Here is a 17,637-nt window from a genome sequence, read left to right on the forward strand (position 1 = left end):
AGTGTCTTTCTATTATTCATCCATATGTTTTCAGGCTGCCTTAATTTTAGAACCTGTATTCATGAGATTGATGGTTTGATTTTATTGATAATTTATGCGCATACAAGGCAGCTTTTTATACCAATATTGAACATATTGACGTGAAAAGCCAACGCAGTAAGCGCATGAGGTAGCGATAAAAGCAAGCTATTAAGATTATGAATACAGGTTCTTAATGTAGGCAGTATTATTGATATATTTTAAATGAAAAGGCAGCCTGAAAGCATATTTTTTATGTTTCAGGCTACCTTGATTAATTTTGCATTAGTTTCTATCAGCGCATCAACGCTCTCGCACCACCCATAGTATTCAATTTAGCTTGCATATTTTCACATGGATTGCGCTTATATTTAACCGATTCAAAACCCAATTCACGCGCTCGCAATAACCCATTTTGGTTAATATCCAAACGCTTAAATTCGGCTGCATCATTCATTTTAAATGACACCTCCATATTATCGGTTATATAGGCTTGTTGCCACTCTTCCAAATTCAAAGCTTGGTCGCGATTTTTATCATTAATCTCAATAAACGCTGCTGTGGGTTGCTTGTGCGAACAAGCCAATGCCAAACTGGGAATCAGCATACAAACATACAATAAAGCGCATTTTCTCATCATTTATACTCCTGCAATGGTCATTTGATTAATTAGAATAGAACCGATGCTGCCTGAATTACGTTTCAAAGAATCATTTGCCGTTGCCACAATACCACGCAGCATTTCTTTCAGGCTGCCTGCAATCGTGATTTCAGAAACAGGATAGGCAATCACGCCTTTTTCTACCCAAAATCCTGCTGCACCACGCGAATAATCGCCTGTCAGCATATTCACGCCCTGCCCCATCAATTCAGTTACCAGTAAACCCGTATCCATTTGTTTCAACAAATCCGTTTGAGTTGGCACAGTAGCGGTTAAATACAAATTATGCGTACCACCTGCACTACCCGTGCTTTGCATACCCAATTTCCGTGCAGCATAACTACCCAAAAAATAGCCACGCACCACACCATTTTCAATCACAAAACGCGGTTTGGTCGCCACGCCTTCATTATCAAAATAAGTGCTACCCAGCGAATGAGGAATATGTGGTTCTTCGCGCAAACTTAAAAAATCAGGCAAAATTTGCGTATCCAAACTATTGAGCAAAAAACTGTTTTCACGATACAAAGCACCGCCCGATAAACCGCCGACAATATGCCCAATCAAGCTGCCTGAAATCGTAGCATCAAATACCACAGGATAGTTGCCCGTTTTCAGGCTGCCTGCATTCAAACGACGTACAGTTCGTTCCGCTGCTACTTGACCAATGATTTCAGGCGCATCCAAATCACGGCTATCACATGACAAATCATACCAATAATCACGTTCCATCAAACCATTTTTATCACTCGCCACCACGCTGCACGATAAACTGTGGCGCGTACCTTGTTGATGCTGACAAAATCCATGCGAATTGGCATACACAAATTGAAAATGCCCTGTACTGACACCAGCACCGTCAGAATTACTGATGCGTTTATCCGAAGATAAGGCAGCTTCCTCACAACATTTTGCCAATTCAATGGCTGCTTCGCTACTTAAATTCCATTCGTGATAACGGTCTAAATCGCCAAAATGAGTTGCCATTAAATCCGCATCTGCCAAGCCTGCAAATGGGTCTTCGGCAGTATATCGCGCAATATTACAGGCAGCCTGAACCGTATCAGCCAAAGCCTGTGGCGACAAATCAGCAGTGCTAGCGCGACCTTTGCGCTGTCCAACGTAAACTGTAACATCCAAAGATTTATCTTGTTGGTATTCAATTTGCTCAATTTCGCGCAGACGAACTTGTACAGTTTGTCCATGTGATTCACTCAAATCCACTTCGGCAGCGGTTGCGCCATTTTGTTTAGCCAGTTGCAAAACACGTTCGGCAGCTTGGGTCAGTTCTTGGGCTGTGTGTTGAAACATGATTAGGATATTTTTCAAAAAAATGATTAGCATTGTAACGTTTTTCAGGCTGCCTTGTATGTTAAAGCAGATAAAAACTTAAAGGATTGCGTAAATTTTGTTATGATGTCGCACTTTACCGAAACAAAATCAAAAAACTAAATCATGGAAACACAAAATGATGAATGGGTAAGCAAAACCCAAAAGAAAAAACAAATGGACGAACTACAAGATTTGGGCGTGGAATTGACTCATTTATCCAACGAGACCTTGAAAAAAATCAGTTTGCCCGAAGATTTATACGAAGCCATTCGTGAATATAAAAAAATCACATCTAACGGCGCAATCAAACGCCAACGTCAATACATTGGTCGTTTAATGCGCGATGTAGATGCTGCTCCTATTCGCGATTTTTTGGCAAAATTGAAAGGCGATAACCAAGCGCACAATGCTTTTTTGCAGCGTGTAGAACAGGCGCGTTCTCGTTTATTGGAACAAGATGATGCGCTCACACAATTTATAGCGGATTACCCACATGCTGATGTAAGCGTATTGCGCACTTTAATTCGCAATGCACGCAAAGAACAACAAGAAAACAAGCCGCCTAAAAATTTCCGCGCTTTGTATCAAGAATTAAAAAGCACCATGGAACAATCTTCCCATTCCGTTGATGATATAGCTGTATAGTTTGTGATGATACTATGATTTCTCGTAAATTGTTAATTTTAATGGCATTATGCTTTCAGGCTGCCTGTTCCGATTCAGGGCAGCCTGAAAATAATTCAACCAGTACAGAGTCCCAAATAAGCCAAAATCAACCTGATAATACAAAGCCACTATATTGGGCAGTTGGACAGTCTTTTTATCCACCCTTTGCTTTCCGTGACAAACAAGGCGCCTTGGTTGGTTTGGATATTGATTTATTGAATGCGATTGCAGAAAAAGAAGATATTCAAATCACTTTTATGCCACAAGAATTAAACGACTTATGGCGTAAATTAGATGAAAATAGTGCAGATATTGCGTTGGGTGGATTGAATATTACTGCGGAACGCCAGCAGCATTATGCGTTTACTCAAGCCTACCTTTCTACGGCGAATGCCGTTTTGCTGGATACTTCAAAAGTACAAATCAAAAATTTTGCTGAATTAAAAGGCAAAATGATTGGAGTCATTAACCACAGTGCTTATGAAAATATCGTTCATCACAGTGCTTTAGGACAAGTAAAAACTTATGCTAATTTACGCAGTGGCATTAGTGGAATTAAAAATGGCGAAGTTGCTGCTGTTTATGATAATGAACGTGTTTTATCTTTTTATCATGCGCAAGAACGCGATGTCTCTTTGTTAAAAGATACAGCTCGTCATTCAGATTTTGGTTTCGCACTTCGCAAAGATAACCCACTATTAAAACAAAAATTGGATAAAGGCTTGGCAACTATTCGCAAAGATGGAACGTATGACAAAATTTTAGCCAAGTGGGATGCCGAATCAATTAAACATCAAATTCAGTAATTCTATGTTTCAGGCTGCATAGGCTGCCTGAAACATCTTTTTCTTTCAAGTTTTTTGCGTTAAAATTTCACATTCCAATTCAGGTATGACTATTATGACAAAATTTATTTTCGTAACAGGCGGCGTTGTCTCATCACTTGGTAAAGGCATTGCCGCCGCTTCTATTGCTACCATCTTGGAATCACGCGGTTTAAACGTAACCATGTTGAAACTCGACCCCTACATCAACGTTGACCCTGGTACCATGAGCCCATTCCAACACGGTGAAGTATTCGTTACCGATGACGGCGCAGAAACCGACTTGGATTTGGGGCATTACGAACGTTTCATCAATGCCACCATGTCGCGCAAAAACAGTTTCAGCGCAGGGCAAGTTTACGAAAACGTCATCGCCAAAGAACGCCGTGGCGATTACTTGGGTGGCACCGTACAAGTGATTCCACACATCACAGACGAAATCAAACGCCGCATTTTTGACGGTGCAACAGGCACAGATGTTGCCATTGTGGAAATTGGTGGCACAGTAGGCGATATTGAATCGCTACCTTTTTTGGAATCCCTACGCCAAATGCGTTCACAACTGGGACGTAAAAACACCTTGTTTGTGCATTTAAGCTATGTACCTTACATTGCTGCGGCTGGCGAAATCAAAACCAAACCTACTCAACATTCCGTAAAAGAAATGTTGAGCATCGGTATCCAACCTGATGTTTTGATTTGTCGTATGGACAGAATTTTGCCCGAAGACGAAAAACGAAAAATCGCCCTATTCTGTAATGTGGAAGAACGCGCCGTAGTGGGCAGTTATGATGCCAGCAGTATTTATGAAATCCCACAAATGCTGCACAATCAAGGTATTGACAACATTATTTGCGAACAATTACAACTTAATGTTCAGCCAGCCGATTTGACTGAATGGAAAAAAATCGTCCATGCCATTCAAAATCCACAACACAAAGTGAATATCGCCATGGTGGGCAAATATGTGGATTTGACTGAATCATACAAATCCTTGACCGAAGCTTTGAAACACGCTGGTATTCACACTCAAACCGATGTGAATATCACCTATATTGACAGTGAAAACATCGAAAAAGACGGTACAGACTGCCTGAAAGATTTTGATGCAATCCTCGTTCCAGGTGGATTTGGCTCGCGTGGCGTAGAAGGCAAAATTGCTGCCGCCCAATTTGCGCGTGAAAATAAAGTGCCTTATTTGGGTATTTGCTTAGGCATGCAAATTGCCTTGATTGAATATGCGCGCCATGTCGCAGGTTTGGAAGGTGCAACCTCCACCGAATTTGACCCTGCTGCAAAACACCCTGTCATTGCCCTGATTGATGAATGGCAAACAGCAGATGGCAGCGTTGAAACCCGCGATGAAACTGCCGATTTGGGTGGCACAATGCGCTTGGGGGCGCAAGAAGTTGAATTGGCTACCAACAGCTTGGCAGAGAAAATTTACGGCGCCAACCCCATCCGTGAACGCCATCGCCACCGCTATGAAGTAAACAATCATTATGTACCACAATTGGAACAAGCAGGTTTGAAAATTGGTGGTGTATCAGTGGGTCGCGAGCGTTTGGTAGAAACAATTGAAATTACAGAACACCCTTGGTTTTTCGCATGTCAATTCCATCCCGAATTCACTTCCAATCCGCGCAAAGGACACCCTTTGTTCAATGCGTTTGTGAAAGCCGCATTATCACATAAAAATTAATTAAAATAATTAGGGGCTAATGACAACCCAATGGTGTCATTAGCCCTTTAGAATACATATCAATTCGCATAAAATAGAAATGTATAGTCATTTTTCTTATGTACAATTTACACATATTTATCGCTGTTTTCTCCTATCTTAATTTTTTATTTTAAACGACTATAAAATTTTGTCTTCCCAAACCAAATAGAAAGATACATCATGAATAAAGAACAATTCAAACAAGCCGCCTTGGATTTTCACGAATTTCCCGTAGCAGGTAAAATTTCCGTTGTGCCAACCAAATCATTGGCAACGCAACAAGATTTGGCGTTGGCGTATTCCCCCGGTGTGGCAGAACCTTGTTTAGAAATTGAAAAAAATCCACAAGATGCCTATCGCTATACCGCCAAAGGCAATTTGGTTGCCGTGATTTCCAATGGTACGGCGGTTTTGGGTTTGGGCAATATTGGTGCACTCGCCAGCAAACCTGTGATGGAAGGCAAAGGCGTATTGTTCAATAAATTTGCGGGCATTGACGTGTTTGACATTGAAATCAATGAAACCGACCCCGATAAATTGGTGGACATCATCGCGGCTTTAGAGCCTACTTTTGGCGGCATTAATTTGGAAGACATCAAAGCACCAGAATGTTTTTACATTGAACAAAAATTGCGTGAGCGTTGCAAAATCCCCGTGTTCCATGACGACCAACACGGTACTGCCATCATTACCGCCGCCGCCGCATTAAACGGTTTGCGTTTGGTGGGCAAAAAAATTGAAGATGTTACTTTGGTGTGTTCAGGCGCGGGCGCAGCGGCGATTGCCTGTGTGAATTTGTTGGTGGAATTGGGCTTGAAACGCGAAAATGTAACCATGTGCGATTCCAAAGGCGTGATTTATCAAACACGTGAAGACCGCGACCGCATGGACGAGAGCAAAGTAGCGTATGCGATTCCCGACAATGGTCAGCGTGTGTTGGCGGACGCGGTAGTCGGTAAAGATATTTTCTTGGGCTTGTCCAGCGCAAACGTGTTATCGCCTGAAATGTTGCAAACGATGGCAGACAAACCATTGGTGTTTGCGATGGCAAACCCAAATCCTGAAATCACGCCACCTGTGGCAAAAGCGGCACGTGCAGATGTGATTATCGGCACAGGTCGTTCAGATTATCCTAATCAAATCAATAATGTGTTGTGCTTCCCCTTTATTTTCCGTGGCGCATTGGATTGCGGCGCGACCACGATTAACGAAGCGATGAAAATAGCTGCCGTGCATGCGATTGCCAATTTAGCAATGGAAGAAATTACCGATGAAGTGCGCGCCGCTTATGGCAACACCGATTTGAAATTTGGTGCAGAATACCTGATTCCCACGCCGTTTGACCCACGTTTGATTGAGCGTATTGCGCCAGCCGTTGCCAAAGCCGCAGCCGAAAGCGGCGTAGCAACGCGTCCTATTAGCGATTTGGCAGCATATGCAACATCATTAACATGTAAATAAAACATATTTTCAGGCTGCCTTATTGATTTATAGGCAGCCTGAAAAATTAGGTATTTGTATTAAACCGCGTGGGCAACGAGTTGCCCACGCTGAGCTTGCTGACAGTACAGTTTATGAAAAAAATAAACGCATATCAAATATTTAGACTTGAGCTTTTTTGTTTCTCTGTAATAATATGTCCTATTCTATTTCTGGTTATGTTGCACAGTGCTAACTTTTCTTTAATTTCGTTATTAAAAGCACCTTTTACACAGTCGCGTATAATTGAAGTACAGGAGAAAATTTTGGTTAAATCATCACTAGGAAAAGGTAGTGGTCATGCTTTTTTTAAATATCAGAATAACAATTATCGTGTTCCATGTTATATAGAAATTACTCCATATATTTGCAAACCTTATGGAAAGCAAAAAGAATTAAGAAATATAATATTTTTAGAACCCTACCCTAATTCAAGAGATGTTTTAATTGTTAATGATGTGAATAATTTAGGTAATAATCAAAAGTTTTTAATCTCAAAAGAAAGACAGATTTCTTTTGTTAAGTATATTATGTTTCAGTATTATTTGATTTTTACATTAATTGGTCTTTGTTCTGTTTATTCAATATTGTTCATTATTTTTAGGAGAAAAAACCTATGAGTTGGGGTACTTCATTAAATATTATTAACCAATCGGCTGGCTATCAAGATAATAATGCTTTGTCTGTTGGAGTAAGCGCAGAGTAGGTACTCGTTATCCAAGCGGTTCAATAATATAAACTAAAATGATGTTTGAAAGTGAAATATTTCATTTCAGGCAGCCTGCAAAAAAAATAAACACATAAGGCATTGCAAAAATAATTCAGTAGATGTAAAGTGAATTTAACTTAGTGAGCAACAAAAACTCAACTTCACTTCTATTTCACAGAAACGCTAATCAACCATATTTTCAGGCTGCCTTATTGATTTTTCTATGTATAAGGCAGCCTGAAAACAATATAAACAGGAATTATATGAAAACTGCCATTATAGATTACGGCATGGGCAATCTACATTCCGTACTCAAATCGGTACAAACCGCCGCCCAATTAGCCAACGTATCCAGCCAAATTATCCTGACTTCACGCAGCGAAGATATTTTATCAGCAGATAAAATCATTTTCCCTGGACAAGGCGCAATGCCCGATTGCATGAACGCACTCAATCGCAGCGGTTTGCGCGAAGCTGTGCTAGATTCCTTGAAAAATAAGCCCTTTTTTGGCATTTGCGTGGGCGCACAATTATTGTTTGAACACAGCGAGGAAGGCGATACCGCAGGATTAGGCTGGTTTTCAGGCTGCGTGAAACGTTTTGCCAACAATCAAACCGATGCACATGGCGAACGTCTGAAAGTACCACATATGGGCTGGAACATCGTCCATCAAACCCAAGAGCATCCGTTTTTCGACGGCATCGTCCAAGATGAACGCTTTTATTTTGTACACAGCTATTATTTTGCTCCCACGCAGCCTGAAATTGTATTAGCAAACAGTGAATATCCGCACGAATTTGCGTGCATTGTCGGCAAAGATAATGTGTTTGCCACCCAGTTTCACACCGAAAAAAGCCATCATGCAGGCTTGAAACTGTTGCAAAATTTCCTAAAATGGAAAGAATAAAACAAAAAAATACATAAATTCTTACAAACACATAAATTGTTTTGTAAAATTCACACCCAAATAAATAATCTATAAATGCAGCCTGAAACACTTTTTCAGGCTGCCTTATCACGAAAGAAGTTATGCAATTAATTCCCGCGATTGATTTAAAAAATGGGCAATGCGTCCGATTGAAACAAGGATTAATGGAACAAGCAACGGTTTTTTCCGACCGCCCTGCTGATACCGCAGAACACTGGCTAACACAAGGCGCGCGCCGTTTGCACTTGGTGGATTTAGACGGTGCATTTGCAGGCGAGCCAAAAAATTTTGCTGCCATTCGTGAAATTTTATCCGCCGTATCGCGCCATATTCCCGTGCAACTAGGAGGCGGTATTCGTGATTTGCAAACCATTGAAAAATATTTAAATTTAGGTTTAAATGATGTGATTATCGGCACAGCAGCGGTTAAAAATCCAGCCTTTGTGCGCGAGGCTTGTAAAGAATTCCCGCAGCACATTATTGTGGGCTTGGATGCCAAAGAAGGCATGGTGGCGATTGATGGTTGGGCGACTGTAACCGAACATCATGTGATTGATTTAAGCAAACAATTTGAAAATGATGGTGTGAATAGCATCATCTATACCGACATTGGGCGCGATGGCATGATGAGCGGCGTGAATATTGATGCCACCGTCAAACTAGCGCAAGCCATCAATATTCCGATTATCGCTTCGGGTGGTTTAAGCAATTTAGACGACATTCGCGCTTTGTGTGAAGTGGAACAATATGGCGTAGCAGGCGCAATTACAGGGCGTGCAATTTACGAAGGTGGTATTGATTTCTCCGAAGCGCAAAATTTGGCTGACGAACTTTCGGTAGCCTGAAATTTTTTGAAGTAATTTTTTAAAGATAAGGAAATAAAAATGACTGGTGCTTTTATGTTAATCGCGTTTATTTTGGGCTTTTGGTGTATTTGGTCCGCTAACCGCGATGTCAATTCTATTGGTGAAGCATTGGGTTTCACAGTAATGGCCATTATCATCAAAGCCTTGATGGAATGGAATGGCGCACCCAATTTTGACGATAAGCTGCTGGCAACTTGGGGCATTTTATTTGTGTTTACCATTATTATTCTAGAATTGGTAGACCGTTTTTCTAACAGCATGGGTGCAAATATGGCGATTGCTGTTGTAGGTGGCGGTGGCTGGTTTGGTCTGGCTAAATATTTGTTTAGCGACGCAGGTGCAGCAAAAGTGGCAAGCTGGCTTTCCTGATTTTATTGTAATCATACAAGGGGCGGATTTTCCGTCCTTTTCTATTTTCAGGCTGCCTAATCATAAAGGCAGCCTGAAAATATAGTCGCTTAAAATAAAAATAGGACAAAGCGACCACGCCCGCCGTGTACATCTAGTACATAAGGGCGTGGACAACGCAGTAGTATTTTTAATTTTAAGCGACTATATGTTACACTTTTCATTATTTATTTTTGACTATTAAGAAAGAAAACATCATGGCTGGCAACACTTTCGGACAACTTTTCACGGTAACCACTTTTGGCGAATCACACGGCGTGGGCTTGGGCTGCATCATTGACGGCTGCCCGCCCAATTTGCCTTTGAGCGCAGACGACATTCAACACGACCTAGACCGCCGCAAACCGGGTACAAGCCGCCACGTTACCCAACGCCGTGAAGCCGACCAAGTGGAAATTTTATCGGGCGTGTTTGAAGGCAAAACCACAGGCACACCCATTGCGCTGCTCATTCGCAACACCGACCAGCGCAGCAAAGATTACGGCAACATCGCCCAACAATTCCGCCCTGGACACGCCGACTACACCTACTGGCACAAATACGGCACACGCGATTATCGTGGCGGTGGCAGAAGTTCGGCGCGTGAAACGGCAGCGCGTGTGGCGGCGGGCGCAGTGGCGAAAAAATGGTTGCGCGAACAATTTGGCACAGAAATCGTGTGCTGGGTAACGCAAGTGGGCGAAAAAGAAATTGTGTTTGAAAATGAAAATTTTATTTCGCAAAACCCATTTTTCGCCGCCAATCAATCGCAAATTGCCGAACTGGAAAATTACATGGACAGCGTTCGCAAATCGCTGGACAGCGTGGGCGCGAAATTGCACATTGAAGCGCGAAACGTGCCAGTGGGTTTGGGCGAACCCGTGTTTGACCGTTTGGACGCGGACATTGCCCACGCGCTGATGTCCATCAACGCGGTGAAAGCGGTAGAAATTGGCGATGGTTTTGATGTGGTGGCGCAACGCGGCAGCGTTCACGGTGATGAACTCACGCCCACAGGCTTTAAATCCAACCACGCAGGCGGCATTTTGGGCGGCATTTCCACAGGGCAAACGATTACGGCGAATTTTGCGATTAAACCAACCAGCTCCATTGCCACGCCACGCCAATCCATTGATATTGACGGCAATGCGGTGGAAATCGCCACGCACGGACGGCATGACCCTTGTGTTGGTTTACGCGCCGTGCCGATTGCGGAAGCGATGTTGGCTCTGGTGCTGATTGATCATGCTTTGCGAAATCGGGCACAAAATACTGATGTGCGCGTGAATACACCTAATATTGCGCGTTTGCAGAAATAAGTTTCAGACTGAGATTTTTGCAAAACCTATTCAAGCTACCTGAAAACTCATAAGTTAGATATCTGTATTCGATAATTTTTATAAATATTTATTTAGATATAGAAATGTCGGATTCAAGAAACCAACCAGTAATTTCGGGTTTTGCAAAGATTCCAGACTGCCTGAAAAAATACAAAACACCAGTATAAACATGCAATTTATGTTATTTTTTCAAATAAATTCAGATGTTTAAAAATAAACCAACCTATGACAAAAGCCAAGAAAATAAAAAAACAAAATAGTCGCCAAATATTGCTTCTAGAACGCTTATTGATTCAAAGATATACCTTACCAACCCTGTGTCTTTTCCAATAGCATTGTTCAATTCTTTGAATTAAAAACAAATTCATTCACTAAGCAAACATTTATCATTGTCATTCAAAAACTTTAGATATGAAATTGGACACAGCATTTGTGAATTATTAAACTGATAAACCATTGAAAACAAGAAATATCACTCATGATGCATATTGGTTACGCAGACAAATTGACAAATTGTTGAACGATTGTTCAGACAGCCTGAAACCCTTGCAATCCCTAAATCTTCGTATTGCTCAAAACAATAGCATGACGGAATGCGCAAATATATCCATAAATCCATTGCAACGGAACATCTAAGAAATAGGGATTCTGCAAAGGTTTCAACCTAAAAATGAAAATAACCTAAATTGTATCCATTAAATAAATATTAATGATACAAATATTTAAATAGCATACTTATTGTTCATCGTCTGTACGCTCACGATACAATACCAACAATTTGCCAATATGTTGTATTAATTGTGCATTCACAGCCGAACACAATTCCTCACCAATCAACACACGCTCTGCACGGTCATCTCCCAATACACGTACTTTAATTAACTCATGCGCACGCAACGCCGTATCCGTTTCCTGAATAACAGCCTCCGTTAAGCCCTTTTGCCCCACCATCACCACAGGATTTAAATGATGTGCACGCGCTTTCAACTCTACAATTTCTTGCTTACTCAAAGTTTTGTCATCAACCATACTATTACTTCTTTAAAAAAATTTTAGGAAATATTTGTACCACCCAATTAACGCACAATTCAAAGCCATGCAAAAAAAATAATATTATCAAAAGATACTAACTTTCCAAATCAAACATGACAAAAAATGTACTATAAAAGAGACTTTTACAAAATTTACATTATACGAGAAAACTCATCTTTCAGGCAGCCTGAAAATACCCCACATACAAAAGCACTTTCTAAAAACATGAATTATCTTAAAAATATTTTTACCAAAATCTTGCACAATCTCTACAAAACTCGCTATAATTTACCGTTTTACAACCTTGCTGCCTATTTGCATGAATTAGGCGGCTGATTTTAAACCACAAGGAAGATAACATGCGTCATTACGAAATCGTGTTTATCGTTCACCCAGACCAAAGCGAGCAAGTGCCTGCAATGGTAGAACGCTACAAAACTATGATTACCGAAGCAAGCGGTAAAATTCACCGTTTGGAAGATTGGGGTCGCCGTCAGCTGGCTTATCCAATCAATAAAATCCACAAAGCACACTATGTGTTGATGAACATTGAAGCAACACCAGCAACTATTGAGGAGTTGGAAACTGCTTTCCGTTTTAATGATGCGGTATTGCGTCATTTGACCATTCAAACTAAAGCGGCTGTAACTGAAGCATCTCCTATGATGCGTGAAGAGAAATCAAAAAATCTGATTTCAGGTGAAACAGCTAGTGAAGAAGTTGCCGAAGCATAATAATTGGAAAACCAATTTACCTTGACCGCTACTTTATATAAAGTAGATAGTTTGCGTTATACGCCTGCAGGTATACCTGTATTAGATGTGGTATTGCAACACGATAGTTGGCAAAATGAAAATGGCGCACTCTGCCAAATTAAATTTGAATTACCAGCTAAAATTATCGGTCAAAATGCTCAAGCATGGCAGCACAGGCAAGGCGAAATCGTTACCGTAAGCGGTTTTTTGGCACAAAAAAGCCAGCGTATTCTTCGCCCTATGCTGCGAATTCAAAACATTACAGAATATAAAGGTTAAAACGACATGGCTCGTCAAACATTTAAACGTCGCAAATTCTGCCGTTTTACTGCAGAAAAAATCCAAGAAGTGGATTACAAACAAGTTGATTTGCTGAAAGATTTCATTACTGAAAATGGCAAAATCATTCCTGCTCGTATTACTGGTACTAAAGCAAACTACCAACGTCAGTTGGCTGTTGCTGTGAAACGTGCTCGTTTCTTGGCTTTGTTGCCTTATACAGACCAACATAAATAATTAGGAGTACAACATTATGCAAATTATCTTGTTGGAACGCGTTGCTGGTTTGGGCAACTTGGGTGATGTGGTAACTGTTAAAAATGGTTATGCACGCAATTTCTTGATTCCTACTGCAAAAGCAAAACGTGCTACAGAAACAAACTTGAAAGAGTTTGAAGCACGACGTGCTGAATTAGAAGCAAAACAAGCTGCAATTTTAGCAGATGCACAAGCTCGTCAAGCTAAATTGGATGGTCAAACCATTACTGTGGCTCAAAAAGCGGGTGTAGATGGTCGCTTGTTCGGTTCTGTTACCAATGCAGATATTGCCGAAGCCATTAAAGCATCTGGTATCGAAGTAGTTAAATCAAACGTTCGTTTGCCAGAGGGTCCATTTAAGGCAATTGGCGAATATGAAGTAGAAATTGCATTGCATGCAGATGCTGTTGCAACAATCAAATTGATCATTATATCTGCTACAGAATAATCTGCTAAACACTCTAAGAATCAGGCAGCTTAAAAGCTGTTTATATTAAGGACTAAATCCTATATAAAATGGGATTTAGTCCTTATTTTATTTATGCAGTTGGTTAAAATATAGTGAATTCAATTTAAACCAGTACAGCGTTGCCAACTCCCTTATGTATAGATAAAGAAATTAAAATTCGGTACACAACCAAGTAAAATAAAAAAACAAAGAGTGAATGCAATCCAATAACCAATCTTGACGTAAATGTTTAATCCAAGCCCAAGTGTGCTCAATTAAATTCAAATCAGGACAGTATGGCGGTAACCATAAAATCACATGCCCTGATAAAACAATAAGCTCTTGAATGTCCTGGCGTTTGTGAAAAGTCGCATTATCCATAACCAAAACACTGTTAGGTGGTAATTGTGGCAGTAAAACGTTTTGAACCCATGAATAAAACACATCTGAATTGATGCTGAATTCATACAAACCCACTGCAATCAATTGATTTTGGTACAGTGCGCCAATGGCATTGGTTGTGTTTTTGATTTGCCAGTTGTGATTGCCATGACAAACTTGTCCTCTTGGCGCATAGGCATAAGGACGATAAGTTTGGTTTTTAAAACCACTTTCATCAATATAAACAATAGGACGTTTCTCTTGCTCATACTGTTGTTTTAATGAGAGAAATTGTTCAATTGTTTCGGGTTGAGCTTTGGGGTGTTTAAGAATCTTTTTTTTGAGTGATTTTTAGCCGTTTAAGTGCCACACCAATGGCTCTTTGTGAACAGTTAAAGCGAACAGCGCGTTCTCTTTGAAAATCATCAGGAAATTGTTCTACGTCTTTTCGCAATAATTCATCATTGATTTTATTGGTTCTTTTGGGGTAGGGTTTACGTTCAATGCATTTTTTCCATAGTTGAATGGTACTGCGACTGATGCCATATTCCGCTGCCAATTCACGGTAGCTGTAACCCGAATTTAATTTTTCTAAAATCATTTGGCGATAATCTTGTGAATAAGCCATAACTGTTCTCCTGTGTGTACCGTTTATTTAATTCTACACCTATATAGTGGATTCAATTTAAATTAGGACAAGGTGACAGCGATTACCATGCACAAAAAACATAAAGGGAATGATAAAACGGTATTATTTTGATTTAAAAAACAATCATATTTAAGAATTCAAATATGTACTATGTGTACACGGCAGTCTCTGTCGCCTTGTCCTGATTTAAATTGAATCCACTATAACAAAAATTTCGGGCTGAAACCTTTGCAAAACCCGATTTTTTGAACTTTTTTGAAAAATAAATTTCTTAAAATTCAAAAAATTAAAATTTTTAAATATCAAATTTTAGGAGTTTTGCAAAGGTTTCAGGCTGCCTTTTGATTTTATTGCGCGATTTGTTGCGCTGCTGTTTCTAAACCTGCATTCAAACTATCCAGCATTGCGCCATAACCATCGCCTTGCTGTGGCGTGTTCACAGAAAATGCACGGCGTGTGCCATTGCTCCATTGTGCATAGCCGCTGATTTCGGTTTCGCCGCGATAAGTACCTTGAAAGCGGTCTAGATAAATGGTCAGATTGCTGCCGTTGGTTTGGATTTTGGGCAGATAATTCAGGCTACTGATACGGTTAAGTTTGTTGGCAAATGTGGCGGCTAATGCTTCGTTGAGCGGTGCTGCCCACATATTTTTTTGTGCAAAATGTAGGGTGTATTCATCGGTTTGATACAGCAAACTGTTGCTTTTGAGTGGTTCGGACAACACGATGTTGATGCCGACTGTTTGGCTGTGTTTGCTGGGTAATTTAAATGCGCTATCGGGGAGTTGATAGTATTGGGTGCTGGTGGCGGTGCTGCTGCACGCGGTGAGTAAGATGGCGGTAATAATGGGCAGAAATTTGTTCATGGTGGTATCCGTTGGGTTGTGGCAACCTATAGTCGTTTTAAATTCAAATAAGACAAGGCGACAGCAACCGCCGTGTACACCTAGTACATAAGGGAGCTGGCAACGCGGTATTATTTGAATTTTAAACGACTATAAAGCGTGGGTATGGCGGCGCAACGCCATGTCCGTGGACAAATAGCGTTTTTTATTTTTTCAGGCTGCTTTTTGGTTGATGACGCAAAAAGCAGCCTGAAAATTTTATTTTCCTTTGGGTATAGGGTCTTTACCGCTGCGGTTAAAAATCAAGGCGTTGGGTTGCTCTTTGAGTGTGTTGAGCACGGGTTGGGCGTTTTGCAAGGTACGGTCTATGCTTTGCAAGGTGGCTTGGACGTCTTGATACATGGGCGATTGCGGTGAAATGCCTTGCAGGGTTTGGCGCAATTCGGTCAGTGTTTTGTTTAATTCGCGCGGCAGATTTTGGGTGCTGTTTTGTCCGACCAGTTTGTTAGCAGAGGCTAACATGGTTTGGGCGGATTTGAGTGTGGTTTGCAATTCTTTCAGGCTGCCATTGAGTTCGCCTACGGTTTTATCTAATGGTAAGGCGTTGAATTTGTCCAATAATTTGGAGACTTGTGCTTGTAAATCGTCTAAACCGCCGCCGCGTGTGGCGATGACGATGTCGCCGCCATAATCGTGTTGTGGTTTGAGTACGGGGCTGTTGTCTCTGGCTTCTTCCAATGCGATGAGTTTGCTGCCAAGTACGAGATTATTGCTGCTTATGGTTGCGCTTAATCCTTTGTTTAGGGCAGCCTGAATGGTGTTTTGCCAGTATTCTTCGCTTTGTGGTGAACCGCCCTGCTCTATTCTGTCTGGGTCTATGCGTAGGCGGACGGGAATATAGCCGTTTTGGAACAGTTTTTGGCTGTCGTTGCCTTGAAAATAGGGTACATTGGCAACGCTGCCGATGCGTATGCCTTTGTATTCTACGGGTGCGCCAACATCCAAACCGCGCACGGAATTGTTGAAAAAGGCGACATAGTACAAGGTGCGTTCGTTGGGCTGGTTTTCAATTTCAGCACGGTCGTTGTGAATGGTAAATGTTGCGCCGCTTTGTACGGTTAATGTGGGGTCGTTGGCAGCTATATTGGGTGTGTCAAACGAAATTGCGCCTGATAATAAGGCAGATAGGGGTGCGCTGTTCACTTTAATGCCACCGCCGTCTAAACGCACATCAATGCCGTTATCTAACCAAAAACGGCTGTTGGCTTTGACCAAATTTTCGTGCGGACTTTGGACAAAAATGCTGTATTGCACGCTTTGGTCAGCAGGGTTGAACTTGGCACTTTCTACTGTGCCGACCGTGTAATTTTCGTATAACACGGGGCTGCCTGCGCTAATCATTTTGCTGTTTTTGCCTGTCAGTGTGAAACGTACGCCTGTTTGACCCAATGCGGTAATCGGTGGCAATTCGGAAACGGTGAATTCGTGTGCTTCTTCGCTGCTGCTACCGGGGTTGAAGGCGATGTATGAACCTGATAATAAAGTGCCTAATCCTGTGATGCCGTTTTGGTCAATGCGTGGTTTGACGACCCAAAATTGGGTGTCTTTACGCATAAATTCGGCAGTATCGCGGTTGAGTTTGGCGATGATTTCTACGCCACTTTTGTCTGGACGCAATCTCACTTTGACCACGCGCCCAACTTCTACATTCAATACGCGAATGGTGGTGGTGTTCACTTCAATTCCATCGGCATTGTCCATATAAAGTGTGATTTCGGGTCCTTGTGAACGGATATTTTTGACAAGCAAATAGCCACCGACAATCGCGGCTGCCAATGGAATCAGCCAAACGGTGGATACCAGTGTTTTGCTGGGACGGATTTTGGCGGTTTGTGGTTCGTTGGATGTGGTCATAATTGAATCGTATTAAGGCAGCCTGAAAAAGATAATACGTTTTTTTCAGGCTGCTTTTAATTAACAAATAAAAAAATTTCAGGCTGCATGGTTTAAATCATCTTCATCATTGATATTGTATAAGAATTGCCACATTTTGTTC

Annotated in this window: 20 protein-coding genes; 13 read left to right on the plus strand and 7 right to left on the minus strand. The window is 41.3% G+C overall.

The window, feature by feature from the left end:
- Window positions 1–313: 313 nt before the first annotated feature.
- Window positions 314–658: a UDP-glucose 6-dehydrogenase gene (locus MIS45_RS07280; protein ID WP_249445433.1), complete on the minus strand. Its 345-nt coding sequence runs from the start codon at window positions 656–658 to the stop codon at window positions 314–316.
- Entirely contained in the window at window positions 659–1,993 is a 1,335-nt protein-coding gene (gene pmbA, locus MIS45_RS07285; protein ID WP_249451353.1) for a metalloprotease PmbA, read from the minus strand.
- A 141-nt stretch (window positions 1,994–2,134) separates the two neighbouring features.
- Here pmbA and yjgA point away from each other — a divergent pair, with 141 nt between their 5' ends.
- From yjgA to aroC, 9 genes are all read left to right on the plus strand, one after another.
- Window positions 2,135–2,656 (plus strand): ribosome biogenesis factor YjgA, encoded by a 522-nt coding sequence (gene yjgA, locus MIS45_RS07290; RefSeq protein ID WP_249450046.1) that lies wholly within the window; start codon window positions 2,135–2,137, stop codon window positions 2,654–2,656.
- Between the two features lie 14 nt (window positions 2,657–2,670).
- Window positions 2,671–3,483, plus strand: coding sequence for a substrate-binding periplasmic protein (locus MIS45_RS07295; protein WP_249450047.1), 813 nt, complete (start codon window positions 2,671–2,673; stop codon window positions 3,481–3,483).
- A 94-nt stretch (window positions 3,484–3,577) separates the two neighbouring features.
- Window positions 3,578–5,203 (plus strand): CTP synthase, encoded by a 1,626-nt coding sequence (gene pyrG, locus MIS45_RS07300; RefSeq protein ID WP_249450048.1) that lies wholly within the window; start codon window positions 3,578–3,580, stop codon window positions 5,201–5,203.
- Window positions 5,204–5,404: 201 nt separating this feature from the next.
- Window positions 5,405–6,685 carry a malic enzyme-like NAD(P)-binding protein gene (locus MIS45_RS07305; protein ID WP_249450049.1) on the plus strand — a complete coding sequence of 427 codons (1,281 nt, stop codon included), beginning with the start codon at window positions 5,405–5,407 and terminating at the stop codon, window positions 6,683–6,685.
- 113 nt (window positions 6,686–6,798) lie between these two features.
- Window positions 6,799–7,323 (plus strand): hypothetical protein, encoded by a 525-nt coding sequence (locus MIS45_RS07310; RefSeq protein ID WP_249445437.1) that lies wholly within the window; start codon window positions 6,799–6,801, stop codon window positions 7,321–7,323.
- 352 nt (window positions 7,324–7,675) lie between these two features.
- A complete protein-coding gene (gene hisH, locus MIS45_RS07315; RefSeq protein WP_249450050.1) occupies window positions 7,676–8,320 on the plus strand; it encodes an imidazole glycerol phosphate synthase subunit HisH in 645 nt (214 codons plus the stop codon).
- Window positions 8,321–8,442: 122 nt separating this feature from the next.
- Window positions 8,443–9,186: a 1-(5-phosphoribosyl)-5-[(5-phosphoribosylamino)methylideneamino]imidazole-4-carboxamide isomerase gene (hisA, locus tag MIS45_RS07320; protein ID WP_249445439.1), complete on the plus strand. Its 744-nt coding sequence runs from the start codon at window positions 8,443–8,445 to the stop codon at window positions 9,184–9,186.
- Between the two features lie 39 nt (window positions 9,187–9,225).
- The gene (locus MIS45_RS07325) at window positions 9,226–9,576 is read left to right on the plus strand and encodes a phosphate transporter (protein ID WP_249445440.1); all 351 of its coding nucleotides are present in this window, start codon (window positions 9,226–9,228) and stop codon (window positions 9,574–9,576) included.
- 236 nt (window positions 9,577–9,812) lie between these two features.
- The gene (aroC, locus tag MIS45_RS07330) at window positions 9,813–10,913 is read left to right on the plus strand and encodes a chorismate synthase (protein WP_249450051.1); all 1,101 of its coding nucleotides are present in this window, start codon (window positions 9,813–9,815) and stop codon (window positions 10,911–10,913) included.
- 756 nt (window positions 10,914–11,669) lie between these two features.
- Here the strand turns inward: aroC and yhbY are convergent.
- Entirely contained in the window at window positions 11,670–11,963 is a 294-nt protein-coding gene (gene yhbY / locus MIS45_RS07335) for a ribosome assembly RNA-binding protein YhbY (RefSeq protein ID WP_249445442.1), read from the minus strand.
- Window positions 11,964–12,325: 362 nt separating this feature from the next.
- On the opposite strand from yhbY, the gene rpsF reads away from it, so the two are divergent.
- From rpsF to rplI, 4 genes are read left to right on the plus strand one after another with little or no spacing between them, the layout of a single operon-like run.
- Complete coding sequence (rpsF, locus tag MIS45_RS07340; protein WP_249450052.1) at window positions 12,326–12,700, plus strand: 30S ribosomal protein S6; 375 nt, start codon at window positions 12,326–12,328, stop codon at window positions 12,698–12,700.
- 3 nt (window positions 12,701–12,703) lie between these two features.
- Entirely contained in the window at window positions 12,704–13,000 is a 297-nt protein-coding gene (priB, locus tag MIS45_RS07345; protein WP_249450053.1) for a primosomal replication protein N, read from the plus strand.
- A gap of 6 nt (window positions 13,001–13,006) precedes the next feature.
- Window positions 13,007–13,237, plus strand: a complete 231-nt coding sequence (gene rpsR / locus MIS45_RS07350; protein ID WP_249442001.1) for a 30S ribosomal protein S18 — start codon at window positions 13,007–13,009, stop codon at window positions 13,235–13,237.
- 16 nt (window positions 13,238–13,253) lie between these two features.
- The gene (gene rplI / locus MIS45_RS07355) at window positions 13,254–13,706 is read left to right on the plus strand and encodes a 50S ribosomal protein L9 (RefSeq protein ID WP_249450054.1); all 453 of its coding nucleotides are present in this window, start codon (window positions 13,254–13,256) and stop codon (window positions 13,704–13,706) included.
- 171 nt (window positions 13,707–13,877) lie between these two features.
- Here the strand turns inward: rplI and MIS45_RS07360 are convergent, their stop codons facing one another.
- From MIS45_RS07360 to pqiB, 4 genes are all read right to left on the minus strand, one after another.
- Entirely contained in the window at window positions 13,878–14,420 is a 543-nt protein-coding gene (locus tag MIS45_RS07360; protein ID WP_346766869.1) for an IS630 family transposase, read from the minus strand.
- Window positions 14,413–14,715, minus strand: coding sequence for an IS630 transposase-related protein (locus MIS45_RS07365; protein ID WP_249441922.1), 303 nt, complete (start codon window positions 14,713–14,715; stop codon window positions 14,413–14,415). Before MIS45_RS07365 ends, MIS45_RS07360 begins: the two co-directional genes overlap by 8 nt.
- 368 nt (window positions 14,716–15,083) lie before the next feature.
- Window positions 15,084–15,602 (minus strand): PqiC family protein, encoded by a 519-nt coding sequence (locus MIS45_RS07370; RefSeq protein ID WP_249450055.1) that lies wholly within the window; start codon window positions 15,600–15,602, stop codon window positions 15,084–15,086.
- Window positions 15,603–15,839: 237 nt separating this feature from the next.
- On the minus strand, window positions 15,840–17,495 hold the full coding sequence (gene pqiB / locus MIS45_RS07375) for an intermembrane transport protein PqiB (protein ID WP_249450056.1): 1,656 nt from the start codon (window positions 17,493–17,495) through the stop codon (window positions 15,840–15,842).
- Between the last annotated feature and the right edge of the window lie 142 nt (window positions 17,496–17,637).

Origin of the sequence: Wielerella bovis, from assembly GCF_022354465.1 — a bacterium.
In the GTDB taxonomy this organism is placed as follows: Bacteria; Pseudomonadota; Gammaproteobacteria; order Burkholderiales; family Neisseriaceae; genus Wielerella; species Wielerella bovis.

Excerpts from the sequence above, each read along its gene's own strand:
- MIS45_RS07280 (WP_249445433.1), bottom strand. The coding sequence starts at position 658 with ATGATGAGAAAATGCGCTTTATTGTATGTTTGTATGCTGATTCCCAGT.
- yjgA (WP_249450046.1), top strand. The coding sequence starts at position 2,135 with ATGGAAACACAAAATGATGAATGGGTAAGCAAAACCCAAAAGAAAAAA.
- MIS45_RS07295 (WP_249450047.1), top strand. The coding sequence starts at position 2,671 with ATGATTTCTCGTAAATTGTTAATTTTAATGGCATTATGCTTTCAGGCT.
- pyrG (WP_249450048.1), top strand. The coding sequence starts at position 3,578 with ATGACAAAATTTATTTTCGTAACAGGCGGCGTTGTCTCATCACTTGGT.
- MIS45_RS07305 (WP_249450049.1), top strand. The coding sequence starts at position 5,405 with ATGAATAAAGAACAATTCAAACAAGCCGCCTTGGATTTTCACGAATTT.
- MIS45_RS07310 (WP_249445437.1), top strand. The coding sequence starts at position 6,799 with ATGAAAAAAATAAACGCATATCAAATATTTAGACTTGAGCTTTTTTGT.
- hisH (WP_249450050.1), top strand. The coding sequence starts at position 7,676 with ATGAAAACTGCCATTATAGATTACGGCATGGGCAATCTACATTCCGTA.
- hisA (WP_249445439.1), top strand. The coding sequence starts at position 8,443 with ATGCAATTAATTCCCGCGATTGATTTAAAAAATGGGCAATGCGTCCGA.
- MIS45_RS07325 (WP_249445440.1), top strand. The coding sequence starts at position 9,226 with ATGACTGGTGCTTTTATGTTAATCGCGTTTATTTTGGGCTTTTGGTGT.
- aroC (WP_249450051.1), top strand. The coding sequence starts at position 9,813 with ATGGCTGGCAACACTTTCGGACAACTTTTCACGGTAACCACTTTTGGC.
- yhbY (WP_249445442.1), bottom strand. The coding sequence starts at position 11,963 with ATGGTTGATGACAAAACTTTGAGTAAGCAAGAAATTGTAGAGTTGAAA.
- rpsF (WP_249450052.1), top strand. The coding sequence starts at position 12,326 with ATGCGTCATTACGAAATCGTGTTTATCGTTCACCCAGACCAAAGCGAG.
- rpsR (WP_249442001.1), top strand. The coding sequence starts at position 13,007 with ATGGCTCGTCAAACATTTAAACGTCGCAAATTCTGCCGTTTTACTGCA.
- rplI (WP_249450054.1), top strand. The coding sequence starts at position 13,254 with ATGCAAATTATCTTGTTGGAACGCGTTGCTGGTTTGGGCAACTTGGGT.
- MIS45_RS07365 (WP_249441922.1), bottom strand. The coding sequence starts at position 14,715 with ATGGCTTATTCACAAGATTATCGCCAAATGATTTTAGAAAAATTAAAT.
- MIS45_RS07370 (WP_249450055.1), bottom strand. The coding sequence starts at position 15,602 with ATGAACAAATTTCTGCCCATTATTACCGCCATCTTACTCACCGCGTGC.
- pqiB (WP_249450056.1), bottom strand. The coding sequence starts at position 17,495 with ATGACCACATCCAACGAACCACAAACCGCCAAAATCCGTCCCAGCAAA.